The organism is Caballeronia temeraria (genome assembly GCF_001544795.2).
GTDB classification, from domain to species: Bacteria; Pseudomonadota; Gammaproteobacteria; order Burkholderiales; family Burkholderiaceae; genus Caballeronia; species Caballeronia temeraria.
In genome coordinates this window covers 1-18,302 of the sequence record NZ_FCOI02000013.1, presented here as the reverse complement: position 1 = coordinate 18,302, position 18,302 = coordinate 1, and the positions used below count along the sequence as shown (strand labels likewise).

At 63.3% G+C, this 18,302-nt stretch carries 21 protein-coding genes; 7 read left to right on the top strand and 14 right to left on the bottom strand.

What is annotated here, in order from left to right; translation table 11 throughout:
- Positions 1-273 precede the first annotated feature (273 nt).
- Complete coding sequence (locus tag AWB76_RS19280; RefSeq protein WP_061161922.1) at positions 274-1,680, top strand: NCS2 family permease; 1,407 nt, start codon at positions 274-276, stop codon at positions 1,678-1,680.
- Between the two features lie 73 nt (positions 1,681-1,753).
- Here the strand turns inward: AWB76_RS19280 and AWB76_RS19275 are convergent, their stop codons facing one another.
- The 7 genes from AWB76_RS19275 to AWB76_RS19250 form a co-directional block, all read right to left on the bottom strand.
- Entirely contained in the window at positions 1,754-2,191 is a 438-nt protein-coding gene (locus tag AWB76_RS19275; protein WP_061161750.1) for an SRPBCC family protein, read from the bottom strand.
- Positions 2,184-2,507, bottom strand: coding sequence for an ArsR/SmtB family transcription factor (locus AWB76_RS19270; protein ID WP_061161921.1), 324 nt, complete (start codon positions 2,505-2,507; stop codon positions 2,184-2,186). The genes AWB76_RS19275 and AWB76_RS19270 overlap by 8 nt, the downstream gene beginning before the upstream one ends.
- Positions 2,508-2,647: 140 nt before the next feature.
- Positions 2,648-2,797, bottom strand: a complete 150-nt coding sequence (locus AWB76_RS41000) for a hypothetical protein (protein WP_157696164.1) — start codon at positions 2,795-2,797, stop codon at positions 2,648-2,650.
- Between the two features lie 108 nt (positions 2,798-2,905).
- A complete protein-coding gene (locus tag AWB76_RS19265; protein ID WP_061161749.1) occupies positions 2,906-3,373 on the bottom strand; it encodes an RbsD/FucU family protein in 468 nt (155 codons plus the stop codon).
- A 60-nt stretch (positions 3,374-3,433) separates the two neighbouring features.
- Positions 3,434-4,558 (bottom strand): succinylglutamate desuccinylase/aspartoacylase family protein, encoded by a 1,125-nt coding sequence (locus tag AWB76_RS19260; protein ID WP_061161748.1) that lies wholly within the window; start codon positions 4,556-4,558, stop codon positions 3,434-3,436.
- Between the two features lie 87 nt (positions 4,559-4,645).
- Positions 4,646-5,434: an ABC transporter substrate-binding protein gene (locus tag AWB76_RS19255; RefSeq protein WP_061161747.1), complete on the bottom strand. Its 789-nt coding sequence runs from the start codon at positions 5,432-5,434 to the stop codon at positions 4,646-4,648.
- Positions 5,435-5,536: 102 nt separating this feature from the next.
- The gene (locus AWB76_RS19250) at positions 5,537-6,631 is read right to left on the bottom strand and encodes a calcium:cation antiporter (protein ID WP_061161746.1); all 1,095 of its coding nucleotides are present in this window, start codon (positions 6,629-6,631) and stop codon (positions 5,537-5,539) included.
- A gap of 265 nt (positions 6,632-6,896) precedes the next feature.
- Here AWB76_RS19250 and AWB76_RS19245 point away from each other — a divergent pair, with 265 nt between their 5' ends.
- The 3 genes from AWB76_RS19245 (at position 6,897) to AWB76_RS19235 (ending at position 9,516) form a co-directional block, all read left to right on the top strand.
- Complete coding sequence (locus AWB76_RS19245) at positions 6,897-7,883, top strand: GGDEF domain-containing protein (RefSeq protein WP_061161745.1); 987 nt, start codon at positions 6,897-6,899, stop codon at positions 7,881-7,883.
- A 298-nt stretch (positions 7,884-8,181) separates the two neighbouring features.
- Positions 8,182-8,964, top strand: coding sequence for a DUF2092 domain-containing protein (locus AWB76_RS19240; protein ID WP_061161744.1), 783 nt, complete (start codon positions 8,182-8,184; stop codon positions 8,962-8,964).
- 21 nt (positions 8,965-8,985) lie between these two features.
- Positions 8,986-9,516 (top strand): DUF6515 family protein, encoded by a 531-nt coding sequence (locus AWB76_RS19235; RefSeq protein ID WP_244173403.1) that lies wholly within the window; start codon positions 8,986-8,988, stop codon positions 9,514-9,516.
- A gap of 18 nt (positions 9,517-9,534) precedes the next feature.
- Here the strand turns inward: AWB76_RS19235 and AWB76_RS19230 are convergent, their stop codons facing one another.
- Genes AWB76_RS19230 through AWB76_RS19220 form a run of 3 tightly spaced genes read right to left on the bottom strand, consistent with a single transcriptional unit; the run spans position 9,535 to position 12,483 of the window.
- Entirely contained in the window at positions 9,535-10,851 is a 1,317-nt protein-coding gene (locus tag AWB76_RS19230) for an MFS transporter (RefSeq protein ID WP_061161743.1), read from the bottom strand.
- Between the two features lie 46 nt (positions 10,852-10,897).
- Entirely contained in the window at positions 10,898-11,641 is a 744-nt protein-coding gene (locus AWB76_RS19225; protein WP_061161742.1) for an SDR family oxidoreductase, read from the bottom strand.
- The gene (locus AWB76_RS19220; protein WP_061161741.1) at positions 11,638-12,483 is read right to left on the bottom strand and encodes a fumarylacetoacetate hydrolase family protein; all 846 of its coding nucleotides are present in this window, start codon (positions 12,481-12,483) and stop codon (positions 11,638-11,640) included. The genes AWB76_RS19225 and AWB76_RS19220 overlap by 4 nt, the downstream gene beginning before the upstream one ends.
- A 133-nt stretch (positions 12,484-12,616) precedes the next feature.
- On the opposite strand from AWB76_RS19220, the gene AWB76_RS19215 reads away from it, so the two are divergent.
- Complete coding sequence (locus tag AWB76_RS19215) at positions 12,617-13,555, top strand: LysR family transcriptional regulator (RefSeq protein ID WP_061161919.1); 939 nt, start codon at positions 12,617-12,619, stop codon at positions 13,553-13,555.
- A gap of 38 nt (positions 13,556-13,593) precedes the next feature.
- Here AWB76_RS19215 and AWB76_RS19210 read toward each other — a convergent pair whose 3' ends face one another.
- Positions 13,594-14,025: an OsmC family protein gene (locus tag AWB76_RS19210; RefSeq protein WP_061137104.1), complete on the bottom strand. Its 432-nt coding sequence runs from the start codon at positions 14,023-14,025 to the stop codon at positions 13,594-13,596.
- Between the two features lie 175 nt (positions 14,026-14,200).
- Here AWB76_RS19210 and AWB76_RS19205 point away from each other — a divergent pair, with 175 nt between their 5' ends.
- A complete protein-coding gene (locus AWB76_RS19205; protein ID WP_061161740.1) occupies positions 14,201-15,541 on the top strand; it encodes an NAD(P)/FAD-dependent oxidoreductase in 1,341 nt (446 codons plus the stop codon).
- 471 nt (positions 15,542-16,012) lie between these two features.
- Here AWB76_RS19205 and AWB76_RS19200 read toward each other — a convergent pair whose 3' ends face one another.
- Positions 16,013-16,273: a hypothetical protein gene (locus AWB76_RS19200; protein WP_061161739.1), complete on the bottom strand. Its 261-nt coding sequence runs from the start codon at positions 16,271-16,273 to the stop codon at positions 16,013-16,015.
- Between AWB76_RS19200 and AWB76_RS40995 the strand changes: the two genes are divergently transcribed.
- Positions 16,273-16,578, top strand: coding sequence for a hypothetical protein (locus AWB76_RS40995; protein ID WP_157696163.1), 306 nt, complete (start codon positions 16,273-16,275; stop codon positions 16,576-16,578). The genes AWB76_RS19200 and AWB76_RS40995 overlap by 1 nt on opposite strands.
- A gap of 29 nt (positions 16,579-16,607) precedes the next feature.
- On the opposite strand, the gene AWB76_RS19190 is transcribed toward AWB76_RS40995, so the two are convergent.
- The gene (locus AWB76_RS19190; protein ID WP_061161737.1) at positions 16,608-17,120 is read right to left on the bottom strand and encodes a hypothetical protein; all 513 of its coding nucleotides are present in this window, start codon (positions 17,118-17,120) and stop codon (positions 16,608-16,610) included.
- Positions 17,121-17,185: 65 nt separating this feature from the next.
- Positions 17,186-18,302 (bottom strand): phage head spike fiber domain-containing protein (locus AWB76_RS19185; protein ID WP_061161736.1); only part of this gene is annotated, 1,117 nt, incomplete at its 5' end.

Genomic DNA, 18,302 nt, shown 5'->3' with positions numbered 1-18,302 from the left:
CCGGCCTTTTTTCGCTCATGCGAGAGCCCCGCCCCGCGCGGGATTCGCGGCATATAAGCCGCTCGGCATGAGCGGCATGTTTTTCATGGGATTGGACCCCGCGTTCTGTTCCCCTAGTCTCTGTCCTGACCGAGTGCAGCCATGAGAGCCCGTCACTCGGCAATCATCCAGAACTACAGACGAGACGACCCTGACGATGGACCCGCAGTGCCCGGCGTGCAGGATGCGCGGCGCACGGTGTTCCGTTTCAGCGTGCTGATAAAGGAGCAGCTCATGTTGGAATCCTCCGCCCAGCAGCTTGGCGACATCGACATCACCCCCACAGAACGAGAGGAAACGGTTCAGACCGCCGGCGGCGGCTTTCTCGATCGCTATTTCGGCATTTCGAAAACCGGCAGCACGGAAAAACGCGAAATCGTGGCGGGCGTCACGACCTTCCTCGCGATGGTCTACTCCGTGTTCGTCGTGCCGGGCATGCTCGGCAAGGCAGGCTTCGACACGAGCGCGGTGTTCGTCGCCGTGTGTCTCACCACCGCGTTCGGCTCCCTGCTGATGGGCGTGTGGGCGCGCCTGCCGATCGCAATCGGCTGCGCAATTTCGTTGACGGCGTTCACCGCCTTCGGCCTCGTGCTCGGCAAGGGACTGACGCCGGCCATCGCGCTCGGCGCCGTGTTCCTGATGGGCGTCGTGTTCACCGCGATCTCCGTCACCGGCGTGCGCTCGTGGATCCTGCGCAATCTGCCGACGGGCGTCGCGCACGGCACGGGCATCGGCATCGGCTTGTTCCTGCTGCTGATCGCATCGAACGATGTCGGCCTCATCATCAAGAATCCCGCGCCTGGCATGCCGGTGTCGCTCGGGCATATCACGGCTTTCCCGGTGCTGATGTCGGTGGCGGGCCTCGCCGCGATCTTCGGCCTGGAGCGCCGGCGCGTGCCGGGCGGCATCCTGCTCGTCGTGGTCGGTCTGTCGGCAATCGGTTTGATCTTCGATCCGTCCGTGCGCTTTCACGGCGTGTTCGCATTGCCGGCGTTGTCGGCGCCGGGTCATGCTTCGCTGATCGGCGCGATGGACATCAAGGGCGCGCTCTCGATGGCCGTGCTGCCTAGCGTGCTCGCCCTGGTGATGACCGCCGTGTTCGACGCGACCGGCACGATCCGCGCCGTCGCCGGACAAGCCGGCCAGATCGACAAGAACGGGCGCATCGTCAACGGCGGCCGCGCGCTGACCGCCGATTCGCTCAGCTCGATCTTCTCGGCCTGCTTCGGCGGCGCGCCGGCTGCGGCGTATATCGAATCGTCGGTGGGCGTGGCGGCGGGCGCGAAGACGGGCCTCGCGGCAAGCGTCGTCGGCGTGCTGTTCCTCGTCGTGATGTTCCTCTCGCCGCTCGCCGCGCTCGTGCCTTCCTACGCAACGGCGCCCGCGCTGATGTACGTCGGCCTGCTGATGCTCGGCAACGTGAGCAAGCTGCATTTCGAAGATACCGTCGACACGATGTCCGGCCTCGTATGCGCGGTGTATATCGTGCTGTCGGCGAATATCGTGACGGGCATCATGCTCGGCTTCTCGACGCTCGTGATCGGCCGCATCGTGGCGGGCGAATGGCGCAAGCTGAATGTCGGCACGGTGGCGATCGCGGTCGTGCTCGCCGTGTTCTATCTCGGCGGCTGGGCGATCTGATCGACGGTCGTATCGCGTAAAACGAAACGGCGCGCTGCCTGCCAAGGACAGCGCGCCGTTTTTCATCGTCGCGTTACTTCGTGACGAGCGCGACCGAACCCGTCTCCAGCAACGACTTGAGATTCGACAGAATCTTCGGCCATCCGCCCGACACGGCCTCGATGAACGGCTTGCTCTCGCTCACATGCGTGACGGTGAGCTTGACCGCTTCGCCGAGCGCTTCGATCTCGTAAGTGCAGCGCGACCAGCCCGCGTCCTTCAGGTCTTCGCGAAACTCGTTGCGCCATTTCAGCACGAGGCGCTTGCCCGGCTCGGCTTCGAGCACTTCGCCCGCATCCGCGACGCGTCCGTCGGAGAAAAGCATCTTCCACGCGGAACCCGCTTTCCAGTCGGATTCCTGATGCATGCCGAACCAGTATTGCCTGACGAATTCCGGCGTCGTCAGCGCTTCCCACAGCTTTCCCGGCGCCGTGCGGATATACGTGACATACACGAACGTGTCGCTACTCATGATCGTCTCCTTCAAGCGTGCGTTTCAGGTCGGACAAAGCGTCCAGGCGCGGACGCTCGAACTTGCTGATCCAGCGCTGCGCGATCTCGTGGATCGGCACCGGATTGAGGAAATGACGCTTCTCGCGGCCGTGGCGCTGCGTCGACACGAGATTCGCGTCTTCGAGTATCGCAAGATGCTTCGACACCGCCTGCCGCGTCATGCGCAAGCCGTCGCATAGCTCGCCGAGCGTCTGGCCGTTCGCTTCGCGCAGACGGTCGAGCAGTTGCCTGCGGCTTGCGTCGGCGAGCGCACGAAAAACCGAATCGTCATCCATGAACGCATTATGCAACCATTTGGTTGCATGTCAAGCCGCTCGCCGATGTTTTGGGCGCGCAGAAGCGACAACGCCCCGGAAGCCTGACGCTTCCGGGGCGTTGTCGATGATGCTCTGACCGGGATTCTGTCTCGCGCTGCTTACTTGCGGCGATACGATTCGACAAGAATCTCGCAGTTTTGCAGATGCAGTTGAAGCGCACGGTTCCACTCACGACCCACCGCAGCCTTTGCTGCACGCAGCCAGGAACCGAACGAAACGACCAGGGATTGTTGAGCGGAGGTTTTCATGTGCGTCTCTCAGGGAAAGTAGCTAGGGAATAACCCTAACTATACGCCTTTCTCGCTGCACCGCAACACGTTTTCAAAAAAGCAACAGGGTATTCCCTAGGTCGTCGGTCATTTTTGCGCAGGCGCGTCCGGGGCCAGTTGCACGCCCTTCTTGAAAATGAAGCAGCCGTATCCCCGCGATTCGCCGGTCGCGATCACGCAGTATGCAGTCTTCGCGCGCTCGTAAAACGCGAAACGCTCGACCGATGCGAACGGCAACGCGCGCCCTTCGGCGGCATCGACCGCTTGCTGGGCTTCGCGTTGCACGGCGGGCAGCGCGGCCGCATCGCCGACGACTTCCATGCGCTGCGCAGGATGATCGACGAACGTATCGAGCGGCAACACCGACAGCACCGCTTGCACCGCGCGCGGCGAATTCACGCCGTCGAGGCGCAGCACGCGGCCGAGCACGGTCTGGCGCGCGACGGAATCAGCGGGAAAGTTGGCGTCGCAGATCACGACTTCGTCGCCGTGGCCCATCGCGCAGAGGGCGTGCAGGATGTCGGCGTTGAGCAGCGGATCGATGTTCTTCAGCATGTTTCTTGTTCTCCATGACGTAAGGTCGGCCGAAGGCTATGGTACCCGCCGCCGCGCGCACTAGGGCACGAGCAGGTCGCCCTGCCGCGCCGCATCCTCGCCCGCGATGCGCGCGACCAGCATTCCGGCCGTCGCGAAACGCGTCCAGTGGCGCGCGTACAGCACGCCATCGGTCTGGGCGACGAGCGGCACGAGCCGGTCGTCGAGCGGATCGAGCACGTCGGCGATGACATCGCCCGCGCGAATCCGCTCGCCGATTTCCCGCCGATGCAGAATCACGCCCGATAGCGGCGCCTGCACGTATTCGCAGCCGGCGAGCGGCGTAGCGGGATTGCGCAGCGGCGGCGGCTCCGGCGCGTCGCCCGCGATCGCGCCGGTGTGCGTCAGGTAATCGACGATCGCCTGCGCATCGCGCGCGGCCATCTCGTGCGACACGTCGCGCACGCCGCGCAGTTCGAGCGTGACGGATTGCGTGCCCATCGGAATCGGAAAACGGTCCGCGAGCGCGCCGCGCAGATAGCGCCATGCCGCGGTGCACGCCTCGTCGAACGGCTCGCCGCCCGACACATCCGCGAGCAATTGCGCCTCGCTGCCGAGATAGCGCGCGAGCGGCTCGATCGCGGGCCACGCGCCGGGCGTCGTGTAGAGATGCGCGACGGCTTCCCAGTCGCAATGCAGATCGATGACGAGATTCGCGTCGCACGCCAGCTTCATCAGCTCAATGCGTTGCGATTCCAGTTCAGTTGCCGCTTTCAGCCCCGCCAGATGCTCGCGCAGCGCGGCCCGGATGATTCGCGCGTTCTGCGCGGCATCGCTCGTCAGATGGTGCTCGAGTTCGAGCGCCAGTTCCGGCCCGAACTCGGGAAAGCGCCGGTTGAAGTCCTGCCCCGAGCGCATGTCGAAGCGGCCCATCTGCGCGCCGAACCAGTGCTGATTCAATCCCGCCGGATTCGCGACCGGCAGGAGCACGATACGCGCGTTCAGCTTCCCGGCCGCTTCAAGCTCGGCGAAGCGCCGCTTCAGATACCACGCGACGACCATGCCAGGCAATTCGTCCGCGTGCAGCGACGCCTGGATGTAGACCTTGGACGATGCATCGCCGTCCTGCGGGCCGAAGCCATAGCTCGTGATCGCGCGCCCGGTGCCGAGCGACGCCCCGGCGAGCGGATGGTGATGAACCTGCATTTTCGGTGTGTCTCGCGTCGAAAGCGAAGAGAAAAAGGAAAAGGCATCGCGAACGATGCCTTTCCGGTCGAAGACGTCAGACGGCGCTTACTGGATCGAAATATCCGTCTCGAAGTATTTCGCCATGATGCGCTTGAACGTGCCGTTCTCCTTGATCTCGACGAACGCGTTGTTCAGGCCGTTGCGCAGATCGGCGTCGCCCTTGCGCAGACCGATGGCCGTGCCCGGACCGATGATCGCCTTATCCTCGACGATCGTGCCGACGAGCGCGAACGGCTTGCCCTGCGGCTTCTTCAGAAAGCCGATGGCGGCTTGCGCGGCGTCGGTGAACATCGCGTCGATACGGCCCGCGACGAGATCGGCCTCGACCTGCTCCTGATCGCCGTAAGGCACGACGGTCACGCCCTGCGGCTCCCACTTCACCTTCGCGTAACGTTCCTGCACCGTGCCCTGCTCGACGCCCACGCGCTTGCCCTTCAATGACTGCGGCGTCGGCAGGATGCCGGAACCCGCGCGCGCGACGAGTTGCGCGTGCGTGTCGTAGAGCGGATCGGTGAAATCGATCTGTTTCAGACGCTCGTCGGTGATGCCCATGTCGGACAGCACGGCGTCGAACTTGCGGGCCTTCAGGCCGGGAATCATGCCGTCGAAATTGTTTTCGACCCACACGCACTTGACCTTCATCTGCGCGCACAGCGCATTGCCGAGATCGATATCGAAACCGGCGAGCTTGCCGTCGGCCTGCTTGGATTCGAACGGCGGATAGGACGGGTCGACGGCGAAACGGATCTGCGTGATTTCCTTGGCTTGCGCCGAGAACGACACGGCGGCGAGTGCAGCGAGCATCGCGAACGATGCGGACTTCTTGAATGACATGCTTTTCCTTCAGGACTTGCGATGAGACCGAAAAACCTCGCGCGCGGACGCGCGAAAACCGTGAATGGTAACAAAACCGCACGATTGGTCAGTCGACAGGTATCAAGGCACGACCGAAAGAAACAGAAACGCCGCGAAGATCACGAGATGCACGACGCCTTGCAGCACCGTCGAGCGGCCGGTGCCGAGCGTGATGACGGACACGATCAGCGTCAGCGCCAGCATCACGATTTCCTTGGGCGCGAGCCCGAGCGAAATCGGCTGGCCCATGAAGATCGACACGACGGCGACGGTCGGAATCGTCAGCCCGATGCTCGCGAGCGCCGAGCCGAGCGCGAGATTCAGGCTCGTTTGCAGGCGGTTCAGGCGTGCCGCGCGCAAGGCGGCGAGGCCTTCGGGCAGCAGCACGAGCGCGGCGATCACGATGCCCACGACCGCCTCGGGCGCGCCCGCCGCCGCGACGCCTGCTTCCACCGCCGGCGACAGCAGCTTCGCCAGTCCGACCACCGACACCAGCGAGAGCATCAGAAAGATGAGCGCGACCCACGCCTCGCGCGTGCTGGGCGGCGGCGCGTGCGGCGCTTCGTCTTCGTCCTGCGTGTTGGCGGCGGCCGGCGGCGCGTATGGCAGGAAATAATCGCGATGGCGGATCGTCTGCACAAAGACGAAAGTCACATACAAGACGAGCGAGATCACGCCGACGAAAATCAGTTGCGACGTCGACAGCGCCGGGCCGACGACCGTGCTCGTGAAATTCGGCAAAACCATCGTGAGCACGGACAGCGCGCACAGAATCGCGAGCGCGGCGCTCGCGCCTTGCAGTTGAAAATCCTGCACGTGATGCCGCAAGCCGCCGACGAGCAGACACAGCCCGACGATGCCGCAGCCGCAGATCATGATCGCGGCGAACACGGTGTCGCGCGGCAGGCCGGCTTTGTCGGGGCCGCCGGACAGCATCACGGAGACGATCAGCGCAACCTCGATCACCGTGACGGCGACCGCCAGCACCAGCGTGCCGAACGGCTCGCCGACGCGATGCGCGACCACTTCCGCGTGATGCACGGCCGCGAACACGGCGAACGCGAGCGCGATGGCGGCGACCACGATCAGCGCGGTGCTATGGATGAGCGCGCTCGCGGCCAGCACGACGAGCGCGAGAATCGGGGTAATGAGGGTCCAGTCCAGCTTGAGTTTCATCGGCGCTCCGGGCAGATCGGGTGAATGGGATCGTCGGCTCATGCGATGTGGCCGCAAGGTCAGGCAAAAACGCGCCGAATCCGTCGGACCTGCGCAAGCGCGGCGCGTGCGAGGAAATTGCCGTGACAAAGGGACGCAGACCATCGGCATGATAGCGAAAACGGGGTCATGTGCGTCACTCGTGCGTTTCGCACGGGCGGGTGTATTAATTGCGCAATTATCAGAAAATAGTGACTTCGATCGTCACCCCAAAGCACGGAGACTCATGCTCGCCGCACCGATACCCGAGAACGAATCCGCCCGCCTCGCTACCCTGCGCACGCTAGCGATTCTCGACACGCCCGCCGAAGAACGCTTCGACCGATTGACGCGCCTCGCGCGCCGCCTTTTCGATGTGCCGATCGCGCTGGTCTCGCTCATCGATGAAAACCGGCAGTGGTTCAAGTCCTGCGCGGGCCTCGGCGTACAGGAGACGTCGCGCGACATTTCCTTTTGCGGACACGCGATCCTGCACGATGACGTCTTCATGATTCCCGACGCCCGCGCCGACATGCGGTTCCACGACAATCCGCTCGTCACGGGCGAACCCGGCATCCGCTTCTACGCGGGCCAGCCGCTCACGGTGCCCAACGGCAGCAAGCTCGGCACGCTCTGTCTCATCGATCAGCGCCCGCGCGAGCTCGACGCCGAAGAGTGCGGCCTGCTGCGCGATCTCGCGCATATCGCCGAGCAGGAAATCGCGGCGATCGAACTCGCGACCGTCGACGAACTGACGCTGGTCGCCAACCGCCGTGGCTTCGAGGCGCTCGCGCAGCACGCGCTGAACGTCTGCAAGCGCCTGGGCCGCGACGCGTCGCTGCTGTTCTTCGATCTCGACGATTTCAAACGCATCAACGACGCGTTCGGCCACGCGGAAGGCGATCGCGCGCTCGTGACCTTCGCGGCCGCGTTGCGCGAGTCGCTGCGGGAAAGCGATGTCATCGGCCGTCTGGGTGGCGACGAGTTCGTCGCGCTGCTGACCGATGCCCGCGAAGATGACACGCACCGCGCGCTCGAACGCCTGCGCGGAGCGCTCGCCGCGAGCAACGCGACATTGGAGCGCGACTACCGGATTCGCTTCAGCGTCGGACAGACGCAGTTCGACGCCGGTCGGCATACGTCGGTGATCGACCTGCTCGCGGCCAGCGACAACAAGATGTACGCGCACAAGGCCGCACGGAAAACTGGCCAGGGCGCTCACAAGATCGAATGAGCGCTGCAATCTCCGCATTTGAATTAAAGAGATTGCATTGTTTCACATACCCGGCGTCGCAGGCGGCGATTATTTCGATCGGCGCCGGGATCAAATGAATATTCATGCCGAAGCCGAAACACTGGCGGGCATTTCTACATCCTTAAGCAAGTGCTTTGCGCCTCGCATTCAAGTGACGCATAAAAACTAAAATTGAAAATCACTGTTTCAGTTGAATCGACCGGCTTCCATCTTATAGACGATATTCTCGACATTCGAACATCGGTAGCGGCCAACCGTCGATTGAAGGAGAACGCAAATGAAGGCCATCTTCGCGAACATGGCGTTTTGCGCGGTTGTTGCAGGAGCGTTATCTAGTGCGGGAAATGCATCGGCGAAAGAAACGGCGGCTACGCAGAAACCCGACGCCAATGCGATGGATGCATTGACGAAAATGAGCGCCTATATGGAAACCGTGAAGCACTTCGTTCTGGATGTCGATTCGACGACCGATCAGATCATGGTGGACGGCAAAACCGAGCAGTTGATCCAGTTGGCGCACAATACGAAGTTGACCGTGAATCGCCCTGACCATCTCAAGGCGGATATATCCGGAGGCGCGCTGGGAAGCAGCCGTCACGTCTTTTTCGACGGCAAGTCCTTCACGTTATATACAGAACCCGGTAAATACTATGCGACGGTCGCGGCGCCGGCGACCATCAAGGAACTGATCAACGATCTGAGCGATAAGTACGGAATCGAACTGCCGCTGAGCGATATTTTCACGCTCGGCGCGAATCCGAGCGACATGAAAAGAGTGATTTCCGCCGCCTATATCGGCGATGAAGTCGTCAATGGCGTCACATGTTCGCATTATGCCTATCACGAACGCGCGGTGGACTGGCAAATCTGGATTCAAAAAGGCGATCAGCCGCTTCCGTGCAAGTTGAATATCGTGACATTGGCGGACAAGGATCGCCCGCAATACACGGCGGTATATCACTGGAATCTCAATCCGGACATCAGCAAAAACACATTCTCTTTTTCCGCTCCTGAAAATGCACATGAAATAAAGATCGTTCAAGTGAAGGGCGCGCAATAATCCACGGATGCGGAGACAATCATGATGAATGTGAAAAACTTCCGGACGACGGCAGGCGCGGGGCTGATCGTGGCGGGAATTGCGTCGACGGCAAGCGCGTATCAGGTCCGTGGCGGCGCTCAGACCTCGGTGAACAGCGGCGCCTGGCAGAGCTCGCACGAAGCCAATGTCGCGACGCGGCAATCCAACCGGACCACGCGCGAAAGCAATCGCCAGGACACCGCTCAGCAGGTCAGTTCGAATCGGACGACTGCCGCGCAAAACATCAGCAGCAACCGGACGACTGCCGCGCAGAACATCAGCAATGACCACGGCTGCTGTTATCACAACGGCGGCTATTACAACGATCATCCCGTGGCGACCGCTGCCGCCGTGACGACAACCGCGGTCGCGACCGCAGCCGTCGTCGGATCGATGGTTCATACGCTGCCGCCCAGTTGCTCCGCGATGAGCGTCAACGGCGTGACGTATCAGCAATGCGGCTCGACGTGGTATCAGCCGCAATACTCGGGTACGTCGGTGCAATACGTCGTCGTCAATGCGCCTCACTGACGTGCGGTCGAAAACGCCTCACTCGCTGCCGTTCTCGCGGAAATAGAGGCGGCGCGGCAAGCCCCACACGATCAGCATCGCGCCGAGCAGACACGCGAACGCGATCGCGTAGAGGCCGGGCGTCGCGCTGCCGGTCATCGTCTTCACCTTGCCGACCATGTACGGGCTGATGATGCCGCCGAACTGCCCGACGGAATTGATCAACGCGATGCCGCTCGCCGCCGCGATGCCGGTGAGAAAACGCGTCGGCAAGATCCAGAACAGCCCGAGCGACGTGATGATGCCCGTCGCCGCGACGGTCAGTCCGACCACGAGCATCACGGTATTGCCCGGAAAAAAGCCGCACAGCACGTAACCGACGGTGCCCGCGAGCGCGCACGCGCCGAGGTGCCAGCGCCGCTCGCCGGTGCGGTCCGAGTGCTTGCCGATCAGAATCATGCCGATGCCCGCGACCGCGTAAGGCAGCATCGAAATCAGGCCGATCATGAACGGATCGCTCGTGCCCGCCGTCTTGACGAGCTGCGGCATCCAGAAGACGAGACCGTAGATGCCCATCGCGAGAAACAGATAGATGAGCGCCATCACGAGCGTGACGGGCTCGCTGAAGGCCGCCTTGAGCGAATGCACTTCGCCCACTTTCGGATCGCTCGCGAGCTGCGCCTTCAGCGCGCGCTTTTCGTCGGCGTCGAGCCATTTCGCGTGGTCGACGTCGTCATCGACGAAGGCGAGGACGACGAAGCCGAGCAGCACCGACGGAATGCCTTCGAGCAAAAAGAGCCATTGCCAGCCGGGCATGCCGTTCAGGCCGTCGCAGAATTTCATGATCGCGCCGGACAGCGGACTGCCGATGATCCCGCACAGCGCGATCGACGCCATGAAGAACGAGTTGATGCGCCCGCGCCGCGACGATGGAAACCACTTCGTGAAGAAGTACAGCGCGCCCGGCACGAAGCCCGCTTCGAGCGCGCCGATCAGAAACCGCAGCACATAGAACCACGTGTCGGTGCGCACGAACATCATGCACGCCGACGCGATGCCCCACGTGATCATGATGCGCGCGATCCAGCGCTTCGCCCCGACACGATGCAACACGATATTGCTTGGCACTTCGAACAAAAAGTATCCGACGAAGAACACGCTCGCGCCGAAGCCGTACATGGCGTCGGAGAAGCCGAGTTCGCTTTGCATCTGCAGCTTCGCGAAGCTGATGTTGATGCGGTCGAGATACGAAAACACGAAGCACGCGACGAACAGCGGCACGAAGCGCCAGAACACCTTGCGGTAAATCTGTGCGTCGTCGTGCGCGGCGGCGCGCGGGGCGGCGATGGAATCCACGATGCTTGTCTCCTTGCTGTGCTTTGTTATGTACGTGCTGCGGGTATCAGTAAGTCGCGCGTCCTCCGGAGAGATCGAACACCGCGCCCGTCGTGAACGAGTTCTCCGACGAAGCGAGGAAGGCGACCATCGCCGCGATCTCGTTCACTTCGACGAAGCGTCCGCGCGGAATTTTCGACAGCATGTAGTCGATGTGTTCCTGCTTCATCTGGTCGAAGATCTTCGTGCGCGCGGCGGCGGGCGTCACGGCGTTCACCGCGATATCGAGGCCCGCCGTTTCCTTGCCGAGACTCTTGGTGAGCGCGATCACGCCCGCCTTCGCCGCGCTGTACGCCGATGCGTTCGGATTGCCTTCCTTGCCCGCGATCGACGCGATATTGACGATGCGCCCATAGCCGCGCGCGATCATCGTTTTGACGACAGCCTGGTTGACATGGAACGCGGCGTTGAGATCGACGTCGATCACGCGCGACCATTCTTCCGGCGCGTAGTCGGCGACCGTCGCGTTCGCGCCCGCGATGCCCGCGCTGTGCACGAGGACGTCGATCTGGCCGAAGTTTTCCAGCGTGCGCGATGTCGCTTTGATCACGGCCTCGCGATTGGTCAGATCGACGAGCACGGTTTGCACGTCGCCCAGACGCGCACGCGCTTCCGACAACGCGCCTTCATCGCGATCCCAAAGCGCGACGCGCGCGCCGCCTTCGATGAGCCGCTCCGCCACCGCATAGCCGATGCCCTGCGCGCCGCCGGTCACGACCGCCCCCCGCTTCGTGAAGTCGTATCGGTTCATGCGTCCACCGTGCGTTGCTGTTGAACGCCCAGGCCTTCGATGCCGAGTCGCATCGTCTGACCCGCACGCAGATAGACCGCTTCCGGCTTCTGTCCCATGCCGACGCCCGGCGGCGTGCCCGTCGAGATGACATCGCCCGGTTGCAGGCTCATGAAGCGCGAAAGATACGCGACGATCTCGCCGACCTTGAAGATCATCGTGCTGGTGTTGCCGTTCTGATAGCGCTTGCCGTCGACTTCGAGCCAGAGCGGCAGCTTGTGCGGATCGGGCACTTCGTCGGCGGTGACGAGCCACGGGCCGATCGGGCCGAACGTATCGCAGCCCTTGCCCTTGTCCCACGTGCCGCCGCGCTCGATCTGATACTCGCGCTCGGACACGTCGTTGATGACGCAGTAACCGGCGACGTGGCTCATCGCATCGGCTTCGTCGATATACGCGCCGCCCTTGCCGATCACGACGCCCAGTTCCACTTCCCAATCGGTTTTCTTCGAGCCGCGCGGAATGCGCACATCGTCGTTCGGGCCGACGACCGCCGAGAGCCACTTGTTGAACACGACCGGCTCCGACGGCACGGGCAGATTCGATTCCGCCGCGTGATCGGCATAATTCAGCCCGATGCAGATGAACTTGCCGATGCGCCCAACACACGGCCCGATGCGCTCGCCCGAAGGCACGACCGGCAGCGTCGACGGATCGAGCTTCGCGAGACGTGCGAACGATTCGGGCAGCAGCGCATCGCCCGCAATGTCGCCGATGACGCCGGACAGATCGCGGATCGCGCCGCTGGAATCGAGAAGGCCGGGCTTTTCGCGGCCGGGAGCGCCGTATCGCAGCAGCTTCATGAGTCGGTGTTTCCTTATACGGGTGAACGGAACCCACAATGTAGAGAACGCTGCACGGCTTGGATAATGAAAGCTGCTGCCGGGGCAATAACTTTCCGTTATCTTCTCGTTGTCCCTGATGCCGCCCGAAACCATGCTGCCGAATGCCGATTCCATCGCCGCGCGCCTGCGGCTCAAGCAACTGCGCCTTCTGATCGCGCTCGACGATCACGGCTCGCTGCATCGCGCCGCCGATGAAATGGCGCTCACGCAGCCCGGCGCAACCAAGGCGCTGCGCGAGATCGAAGCGACGCTCGGCGCCACGCTCTTCACGCGCTCGGCGCAAGGCATCCAGCCGAACGAGCTCGGGCGCTGCGTGATCCGCTATGCGCGGCTGATTCACATGGACGTCGCGCATTTGCGCGAGGAAATGGCGGGGATTCTGCAAGGCACGGGCGGGCGGCTCGCGATCGGCGCGATCACGGGCGCGGTATCGGGCGTGCTCGTCGATGCACTCGCGCGCCTGCGCGAGCGGCAGCCGGCGCTGACCATCGAAGTCGTCGAAGACACGAGCGCGCGGCTTCTCTCGCTGCTCGATCAGGGCCGGCTCGATGTCGCGATCTGCCGGGCGAGCGTCGCGCGCCAGCCGGATCACTACCACTACGTCGAATTGCGCGACGAGCCGCTCGCGATCGTCGCGGGCGTCGCGCATGCGCTCGTCGATGCGCCGCGCGTCGAGCTGAGCGAACTCGCGTCGAGCCGCTGGATCGTCTATCCGGCCATCATGCCGATCCGCAGCCTCTACGAGCGCGAGTTCAAGGAAGCGGGCCTGCCGTTGCCGCTGCATCCGATCGAAACGGCGTCGACGATCACGACCGTCCTGCTGCTGCAACGCGATCCGACACTCGTCGCGATGATGCCGCTCGACATGGCGACGTTTCTCGCCGGACACGGACTCGCGAAGCGGCTCGCCCTCGCGGTGCGTTCGCGCACGGAGCCGTATGGCGTCGTGACGCGAAAAGGCGCGGCGTTGCCGGCGCCTGCAAGGCTCATCATCGAGGAACTCACGCGCGAAAAAAACGCGGACGGGTGAGGTGCCCGTCCGCGTTTCTGTTTGAACTGCTGAGCCGCTTACGAAACCAGTTCGGCGTTCAACGTGATTTTTGCATTGCCCGCGAAGAGCTTCGACACCGGACAGCCCTCTTTCGCGGCCTGCGCGGCCTTGTCGAATGCGGCTTTGTCGGCGCCGGGAATCTTCGCCTTCAGATCGAGCTGGCACGCGGTGATCGTGAAGCCGTCGCCGTCCTTGTCGAGCGTGACCGTCGATTTCGTTTCGAGGCTTTCGGCCTTCATGCCGGCCATTTCGAGCTGCAGCGAGAGCGCCATCGTGAAACAGCCCGCGTGCGCCGCGCCGATCAGCTCTTCCGGATTCGTGCCCGGACCTTCCTCGAAGCGCGACTTGAAGCCGTACGGCGCTTCGTTCAGCACGCCGGTTTGCGTCGAGATGAAACCCTTGCCGTCCTTGATGCCGCCGCTCCATTTTGCCGATGCTGTCTTTTGCACGAGAGTTCTCCAGAGATGGAATTGGAACTGACGATTCGCATGCGCCGTGCCCGGTCCGGCGCCCTTCGATAGCCTGAGCGCTTGCATCGTAGCCGATCGGGCCAGCGGGTGCAGGAAGGCCGCGCATTGGACTATCATCGCCCGTTCGCGATAACAAAACACAACGACACGTCACATGGGTCCACCTACAGAACGCATTACCGAAGACCGCGCGATTCCCGATTACGTCGATATCGTCATCGTGGGCGGCGGCGTGATCGGCATCAGCACGGCGCGCGCGCTCGCCGACAAGGGGCTGTCGGTCGCCGTGTGCGAGAAGGGTTATATCGCCGGCGAGCAGTCGAGCCGCAACTGGGGCTGGTGCCGCGCGACGCATCGCGACTTGCGCGAGCTCGAACTGAGCCTGGAAAGTCTGAAGCTCTGGCGGCGCATCGATGCGGAACTGGGCATCGACACGGGCTTTCGCGAATGCGGCATCCTCTACGCCGCCGACGACGCCGACGCCCTCGCCGATCACGCAGCGTGGCTCGCGCGCGCCGTCTCGCTCGCGGGCCGCGACGCGCTCGATTCGCGCATCGTTTCGCCGGAGGAAACCGGCGCGTTGATGTCGGGCACGTCGCGACGTTTCGCGGGCGGCATCTACACACCGGGCGATGGCCGCGCCGAACCGCAACGCGCTGTGCCCGCGATGGCCGCCGCGTTGCGCGAACGCGGCGTGAAAGTGCTCACGCCCTGCGCGGTGCGCGGCATCGAAACGAGCGGCGGCGCGATCCGCGGCGTGGTCACCGAATACGGGCGCATCCGGTGTTCGAGCGTGGTCGTCGCGGGCGGCGCGTGGACGCGCTATTTCGCGGGCAGTCTCGGCGTCGACGTGCCGCAACTCATGGTGCGCTCGTCGGTCATGCGCACCGCGCCGCTCGAAGGCGGCCCGGACGTGAGCGCGTGCAATCAGGAAATGGGCTATCGAAAACGTCTGGATGGCGGCTACACCATCGCCAACGCGTTTCACAGCTATCACGACATCACGCCCGACAGCTTTCGTCTGTTTGCCAAGTTTCTGCCTGCGCTCAAGAGTCAGATCGGCTCGATCAAGCTCGGGCTCAACGCGCGCTTCGTCGAGGAATGGCGCCGGCCGCGCCGCTGGCCGCTCGATCGGCCGACCGTCTTCGAGACCGCGCGCACGCTCGATCCGGCGCCCGTCGAATCGTTCAACGAGGCGGCGGTCACGGAGTTTCGCAAGCTCTTTCCGGCGCTGTCACACGTGCGCATCGAACAGGCGTGGGCCGGTTATATCGACGTGACGCCGGATGCCGTGCCGGTCATCTCCGATGTCGATGGCAAACCCGGGCTCTTCGTCGCGACGGGTTTTTCGGGGCACGGCTTCGGCATCGGGCCGGGCGCGGGCCAACTGATGGCGGATCTCGTCGCGAACGACGCGCCGCTCGTCGATCCGCGCGCATTCCGGCTGTCGCGCTTTTTCGACGGCAGCAAGATCGAGATCGACGGCGGCTTCTGATGTGTCGGGCAGACGCGCGCCGGCTGCCCGCACGCGCTAACATACCGGTTTTGCGGATTTCGCCCGAACGCGACGTCCGCCCGGTTCAGTCAAAACGGCGCACTCGCGCCGTTCGCTTTTTTATATCGACGTCTGGTCGGAGAATATCGCGGGAAATCGCTGAGAGCCTTACACCAAAAGACTTTGCGCCTCGTTTGCCCCTCTCCGGCGCTGCACACTGCCGCACAGCGACGCACTCGTTTAATCAATAGGTTACAAGCGAGTTTTGGACGACTCCAACACCGTTGGCCGCAAAGAATCCCCCGCACGGCGCCGCCGTACCCGTCCACAATGACCAAGTCGCGTCCGCCCTGCGCGCGGCGGTCCGGGCGCACGGAATGTCAGCCACTCCGCCGGCCACCCGTGTTCATCGAAGCCCTGAGGCAACGCGCTACCGTGTCGAGCGGCTTCGCCCGAATGTCCTCGTTCGCCTCACCGCGTGACCAGCGGCCGGCGCAGAAAGATCAGGCCGCCCAGAACGATCGTAATACCCACCATGACGAGTTGCTCGGACGTCGCGACTTTGTCGTAGCCGAGCCAGCGCAGCGCGGCGATGTTCCAGATAACGCCCGCGAGAAGCGGAGACAGTAGTACGATCCACGCCCGCGCTTGGTTGCGCCGACTCATCAGCCAGGCACACGCCACGAGAATCGCGACATTCCAGATGCAATACACCGATGCAGGGATGGTCATTGCGTGTCCTTCTTTCGTGTTGGGAAAAACCGGTCGATCAAGCCGTCGCCGACTTCTTCGCCGCGGCTATCGACGAGACGCAGGAGAATCTCGGCAATGTTTGGTCCGACGAAACCAACGGCGAACGCGATACCGCGCTGCCAATCGAGGCTTCGCCCCGAGCCCCAGAATTCGACCGCAGCCGGCACTGCGAAGATCGCGACAAGCGCGCCGATCAGAACGTGCGTGACAATCAGTACCGTGCCTTTCGGCGGTCTAAACGTCATCCGTGCAATGGAACCCGATACGCCAGCAGCGATAACTGACTGCGGACTCGCGAGAAATTCGGTAAAGGTCAATTTGCCCCCGCATCCGCCTTCGACGCAACAGCCACGGCTCGCAAGTGATAGGCGCTCCACGTCTCCGGCCGAGGCTTCCCGGGTCGCCAGGTGCGCAGATACAAAGCCCACGCGCCGGCCGCATCATCGACGGCAGGCAGTTTGCCAGGATCCGTGAACAGCATGAGGCGGGCAACGCCAGCCGCAAGCACGTCATCGCGCTCAAGAGCAGAATAGATGACGACCGGATCGAAGGCGACGCGACGCGCGCCGCACAACACGCTCAACCAGTATCGAGAAGCGTCATGAAGAAACACGCCCCATACGCCACCGCGCGACACCTGCGTGCCCTGCTCGAACTGCCAAAGCCCCCGGGCAGGACCGCCGCCCATCTGACGACGCGCGACAAAGCCCGACTCCTGTTGCCCGATCGAAAGCAGCATCACGCGCGCGGGTGCCGAGTCCATCGCGCGCGGCAGAATGTCGAGTGCGGGCCCGATTGCAGTATTTACAACTTCGTCCAACGTCATTCGGGCGATCTCCAAAGTAAAAAAGCCGCCCGAAGGCGGCTGGCTGGTGTGTTATGTGTCCGGCGTCATGTGAGCGTTGTGGCATCGGAGAGCTCGGCATCGCTCAGGCGTCGCGGCCAGTACTGAAGCGAGCGGATCCAGATGCTCGACGCGAAGGCGCCGCCGCGTCCCGATCCCAGCGACAGCGCGACCGGGTTCACCGCTGCCGTCTGGGCGATCGTGATGGAGCGCGCGCCATCGAGACTTGCCGATGCCGACGCGCCCCGCGCGCTCCATCCGATCCCCGCACGAAAGCGTTCTCGATCTTTCACGGAGCCGAGCGACGAACTTTCCGCTCCGCCGCTGAACGCAGCGATGGTCCCGTTTCCGTTGACCTTATAAATACCGATGCCGTTATTCGTTCCGTCGTCGAGCGAAACCGCGAACATTCCTCCGCCCAGGACGCCCACGAAAGCTGCATCGACCACGATCGTCCCTTCGCTGGCAGTGAGCCAGCTCAGATCGGTCGTCGTCGTGAGATCCGCCGCGCGTGTCGCTGATGCCCCCGAAGTCGGGACGTAGCTCGACGGGAATCCGAATTGCTCGACCTGCCGCCCGAAGACATCGATGCCACTTCGACCATCTCCGTCGTATGCGACCTTGCCGTCTTTCGCTGGCATGAGGAGGAATCCGGCAGCAGTGTCGGCATTGGCCGTAGTGGCAATCGCCTGCACTCGGCAGAAGCCATTCGCGCACTTCTGCGCCGACGCCGTGATGCTGCGCGTTGTGTTGAGCACGGTGCCTGTCGTCAGATCGAACACAGCATACGGATTTGCAGCATAGGCATTCGCACCGATGAACATCAGCCCGCACTGCGTGCGCCCATCGGGTGCCGCGTATACGGAATGCGCGTAGGTCTGCCCCGCCGGCACATTCAGATATTGCGCTGAATAGTGCGTCGCCCCCGCTGTGCTGTCTTCCGCAATCTTGCGCGCTATCGTCACGCCGTCCGGCGCCGCTCTGCTCGATGCGGTCACACTGCAGCGCGCACTCGCCGAGAAGACCGTGCTGCTCGGGACGAGGTTGCTTCGCGTGCCCTCCAGCAGCAGCCCGCGCAATTGCCCGTTGACCGGTTCGTGATCAAACCGCGCGACGTTCGGCGCTGCGGTTTGCATGACGCCGTTCACATCGAAGTACGTCGCA

What these genes read in the sequence shown, in the direction of transcription:
- AWB76_RS19280 (WP_061161922.1), top strand. Translation starts at nt 274, where the DNA reads ATGTTGGAATCCTCCGCCCAGCAGCTTGGCGACATCGACATCACCCCC.
- AWB76_RS19275 (WP_061161750.1), bottom strand. Translation starts at nt 2,191, where the DNA reads ATGAGTAGCGACACGTTCGTGTATGTCACGTATATCCGCACGGCGCCG.
- AWB76_RS19270 (WP_061161921.1), bottom strand. Translation starts at nt 2,507, where the DNA reads ATGGATGACGATTCGGTTTTTCGTGCGCTCGCCGACGCAAGCCGCAGG.
- AWB76_RS41000 (WP_157696164.1), bottom strand. Translation starts at nt 2,797, where the DNA reads ATGAAAACCTCCGCTCAACAATCCCTGGTCGTTTCGTTCGGTTCCTGG.
- AWB76_RS19265 (WP_061161749.1), bottom strand. Translation starts at nt 3,373, where the DNA reads ATGCTGAAGAACATCGATCCGCTGCTCAACGCCGACATCCTGCACGCC.
- AWB76_RS19260 (WP_061161748.1), bottom strand. Translation starts at nt 4,558, where the DNA reads ATGCAGGTTCATCACCATCCGCTCGCCGGGGCGTCGCTCGGCACCGGG.
- AWB76_RS19255 (WP_061161747.1), bottom strand. Translation starts at nt 5,434, where the DNA reads ATGTCATTCAAGAAGTCCGCATCGTTCGCGATGCTCGCTGCACTCGCC.
- AWB76_RS19250 (WP_061161746.1), bottom strand. Translation starts at nt 6,631, where the DNA reads ATGAAACTCAAGCTGGACTGGACCCTCATTACCCCGATTCTCGCGCTC.
- AWB76_RS19245 (WP_061161745.1), top strand. Translation starts at nt 6,897, where the DNA reads ATGCTCGCCGCACCGATACCCGAGAACGAATCCGCCCGCCTCGCTACC.
- AWB76_RS19240 (WP_061161744.1), top strand. Translation starts at nt 8,182, where the DNA reads ATGAAGGCCATCTTCGCGAACATGGCGTTTTGCGCGGTTGTTGCAGGA.
- AWB76_RS19235 (WP_244173403.1), top strand. Translation starts at nt 8,986, where the DNA reads ATGATGAATGTGAAAAACTTCCGGACGACGGCAGGCGCGGGGCTGATC.
- AWB76_RS19225 (WP_061161742.1), bottom strand. Translation starts at nt 11,641, where the DNA reads ATGAACCGATACGACTTCACGAAGCGGGGGGCGGTCGTGACCGGCGGC.
- AWB76_RS19220 (WP_061161741.1), bottom strand. Translation starts at nt 12,483, where the DNA reads ATGAAGCTGCTGCGATACGGCGCTCCCGGCCGCGAAAAGCCCGGCCTT.
- AWB76_RS19215 (WP_061161919.1), top strand. Translation starts at nt 12,617, where the DNA reads ATGCTGCCGAATGCCGATTCCATCGCCGCGCGCCTGCGGCTCAAGCAA.
- AWB76_RS19205 (WP_061161740.1), top strand. Translation starts at nt 14,201, where the DNA reads ATGGGTCCACCTACAGAACGCATTACCGAAGACCGCGCGATTCCCGAT.
- AWB76_RS19200 (WP_061161739.1), bottom strand. Translation starts at nt 16,273, where the DNA reads ATGACCATCCCTGCATCGGTGTATTGCATCTGGAATGTCGCGATTCTC.
- AWB76_RS19190 (WP_061161737.1), bottom strand. Translation starts at nt 17,120, where the DNA reads ATGACGTTGGACGAAGTTGTAAATACTGCAATCGGGCCCGCACTCGAC.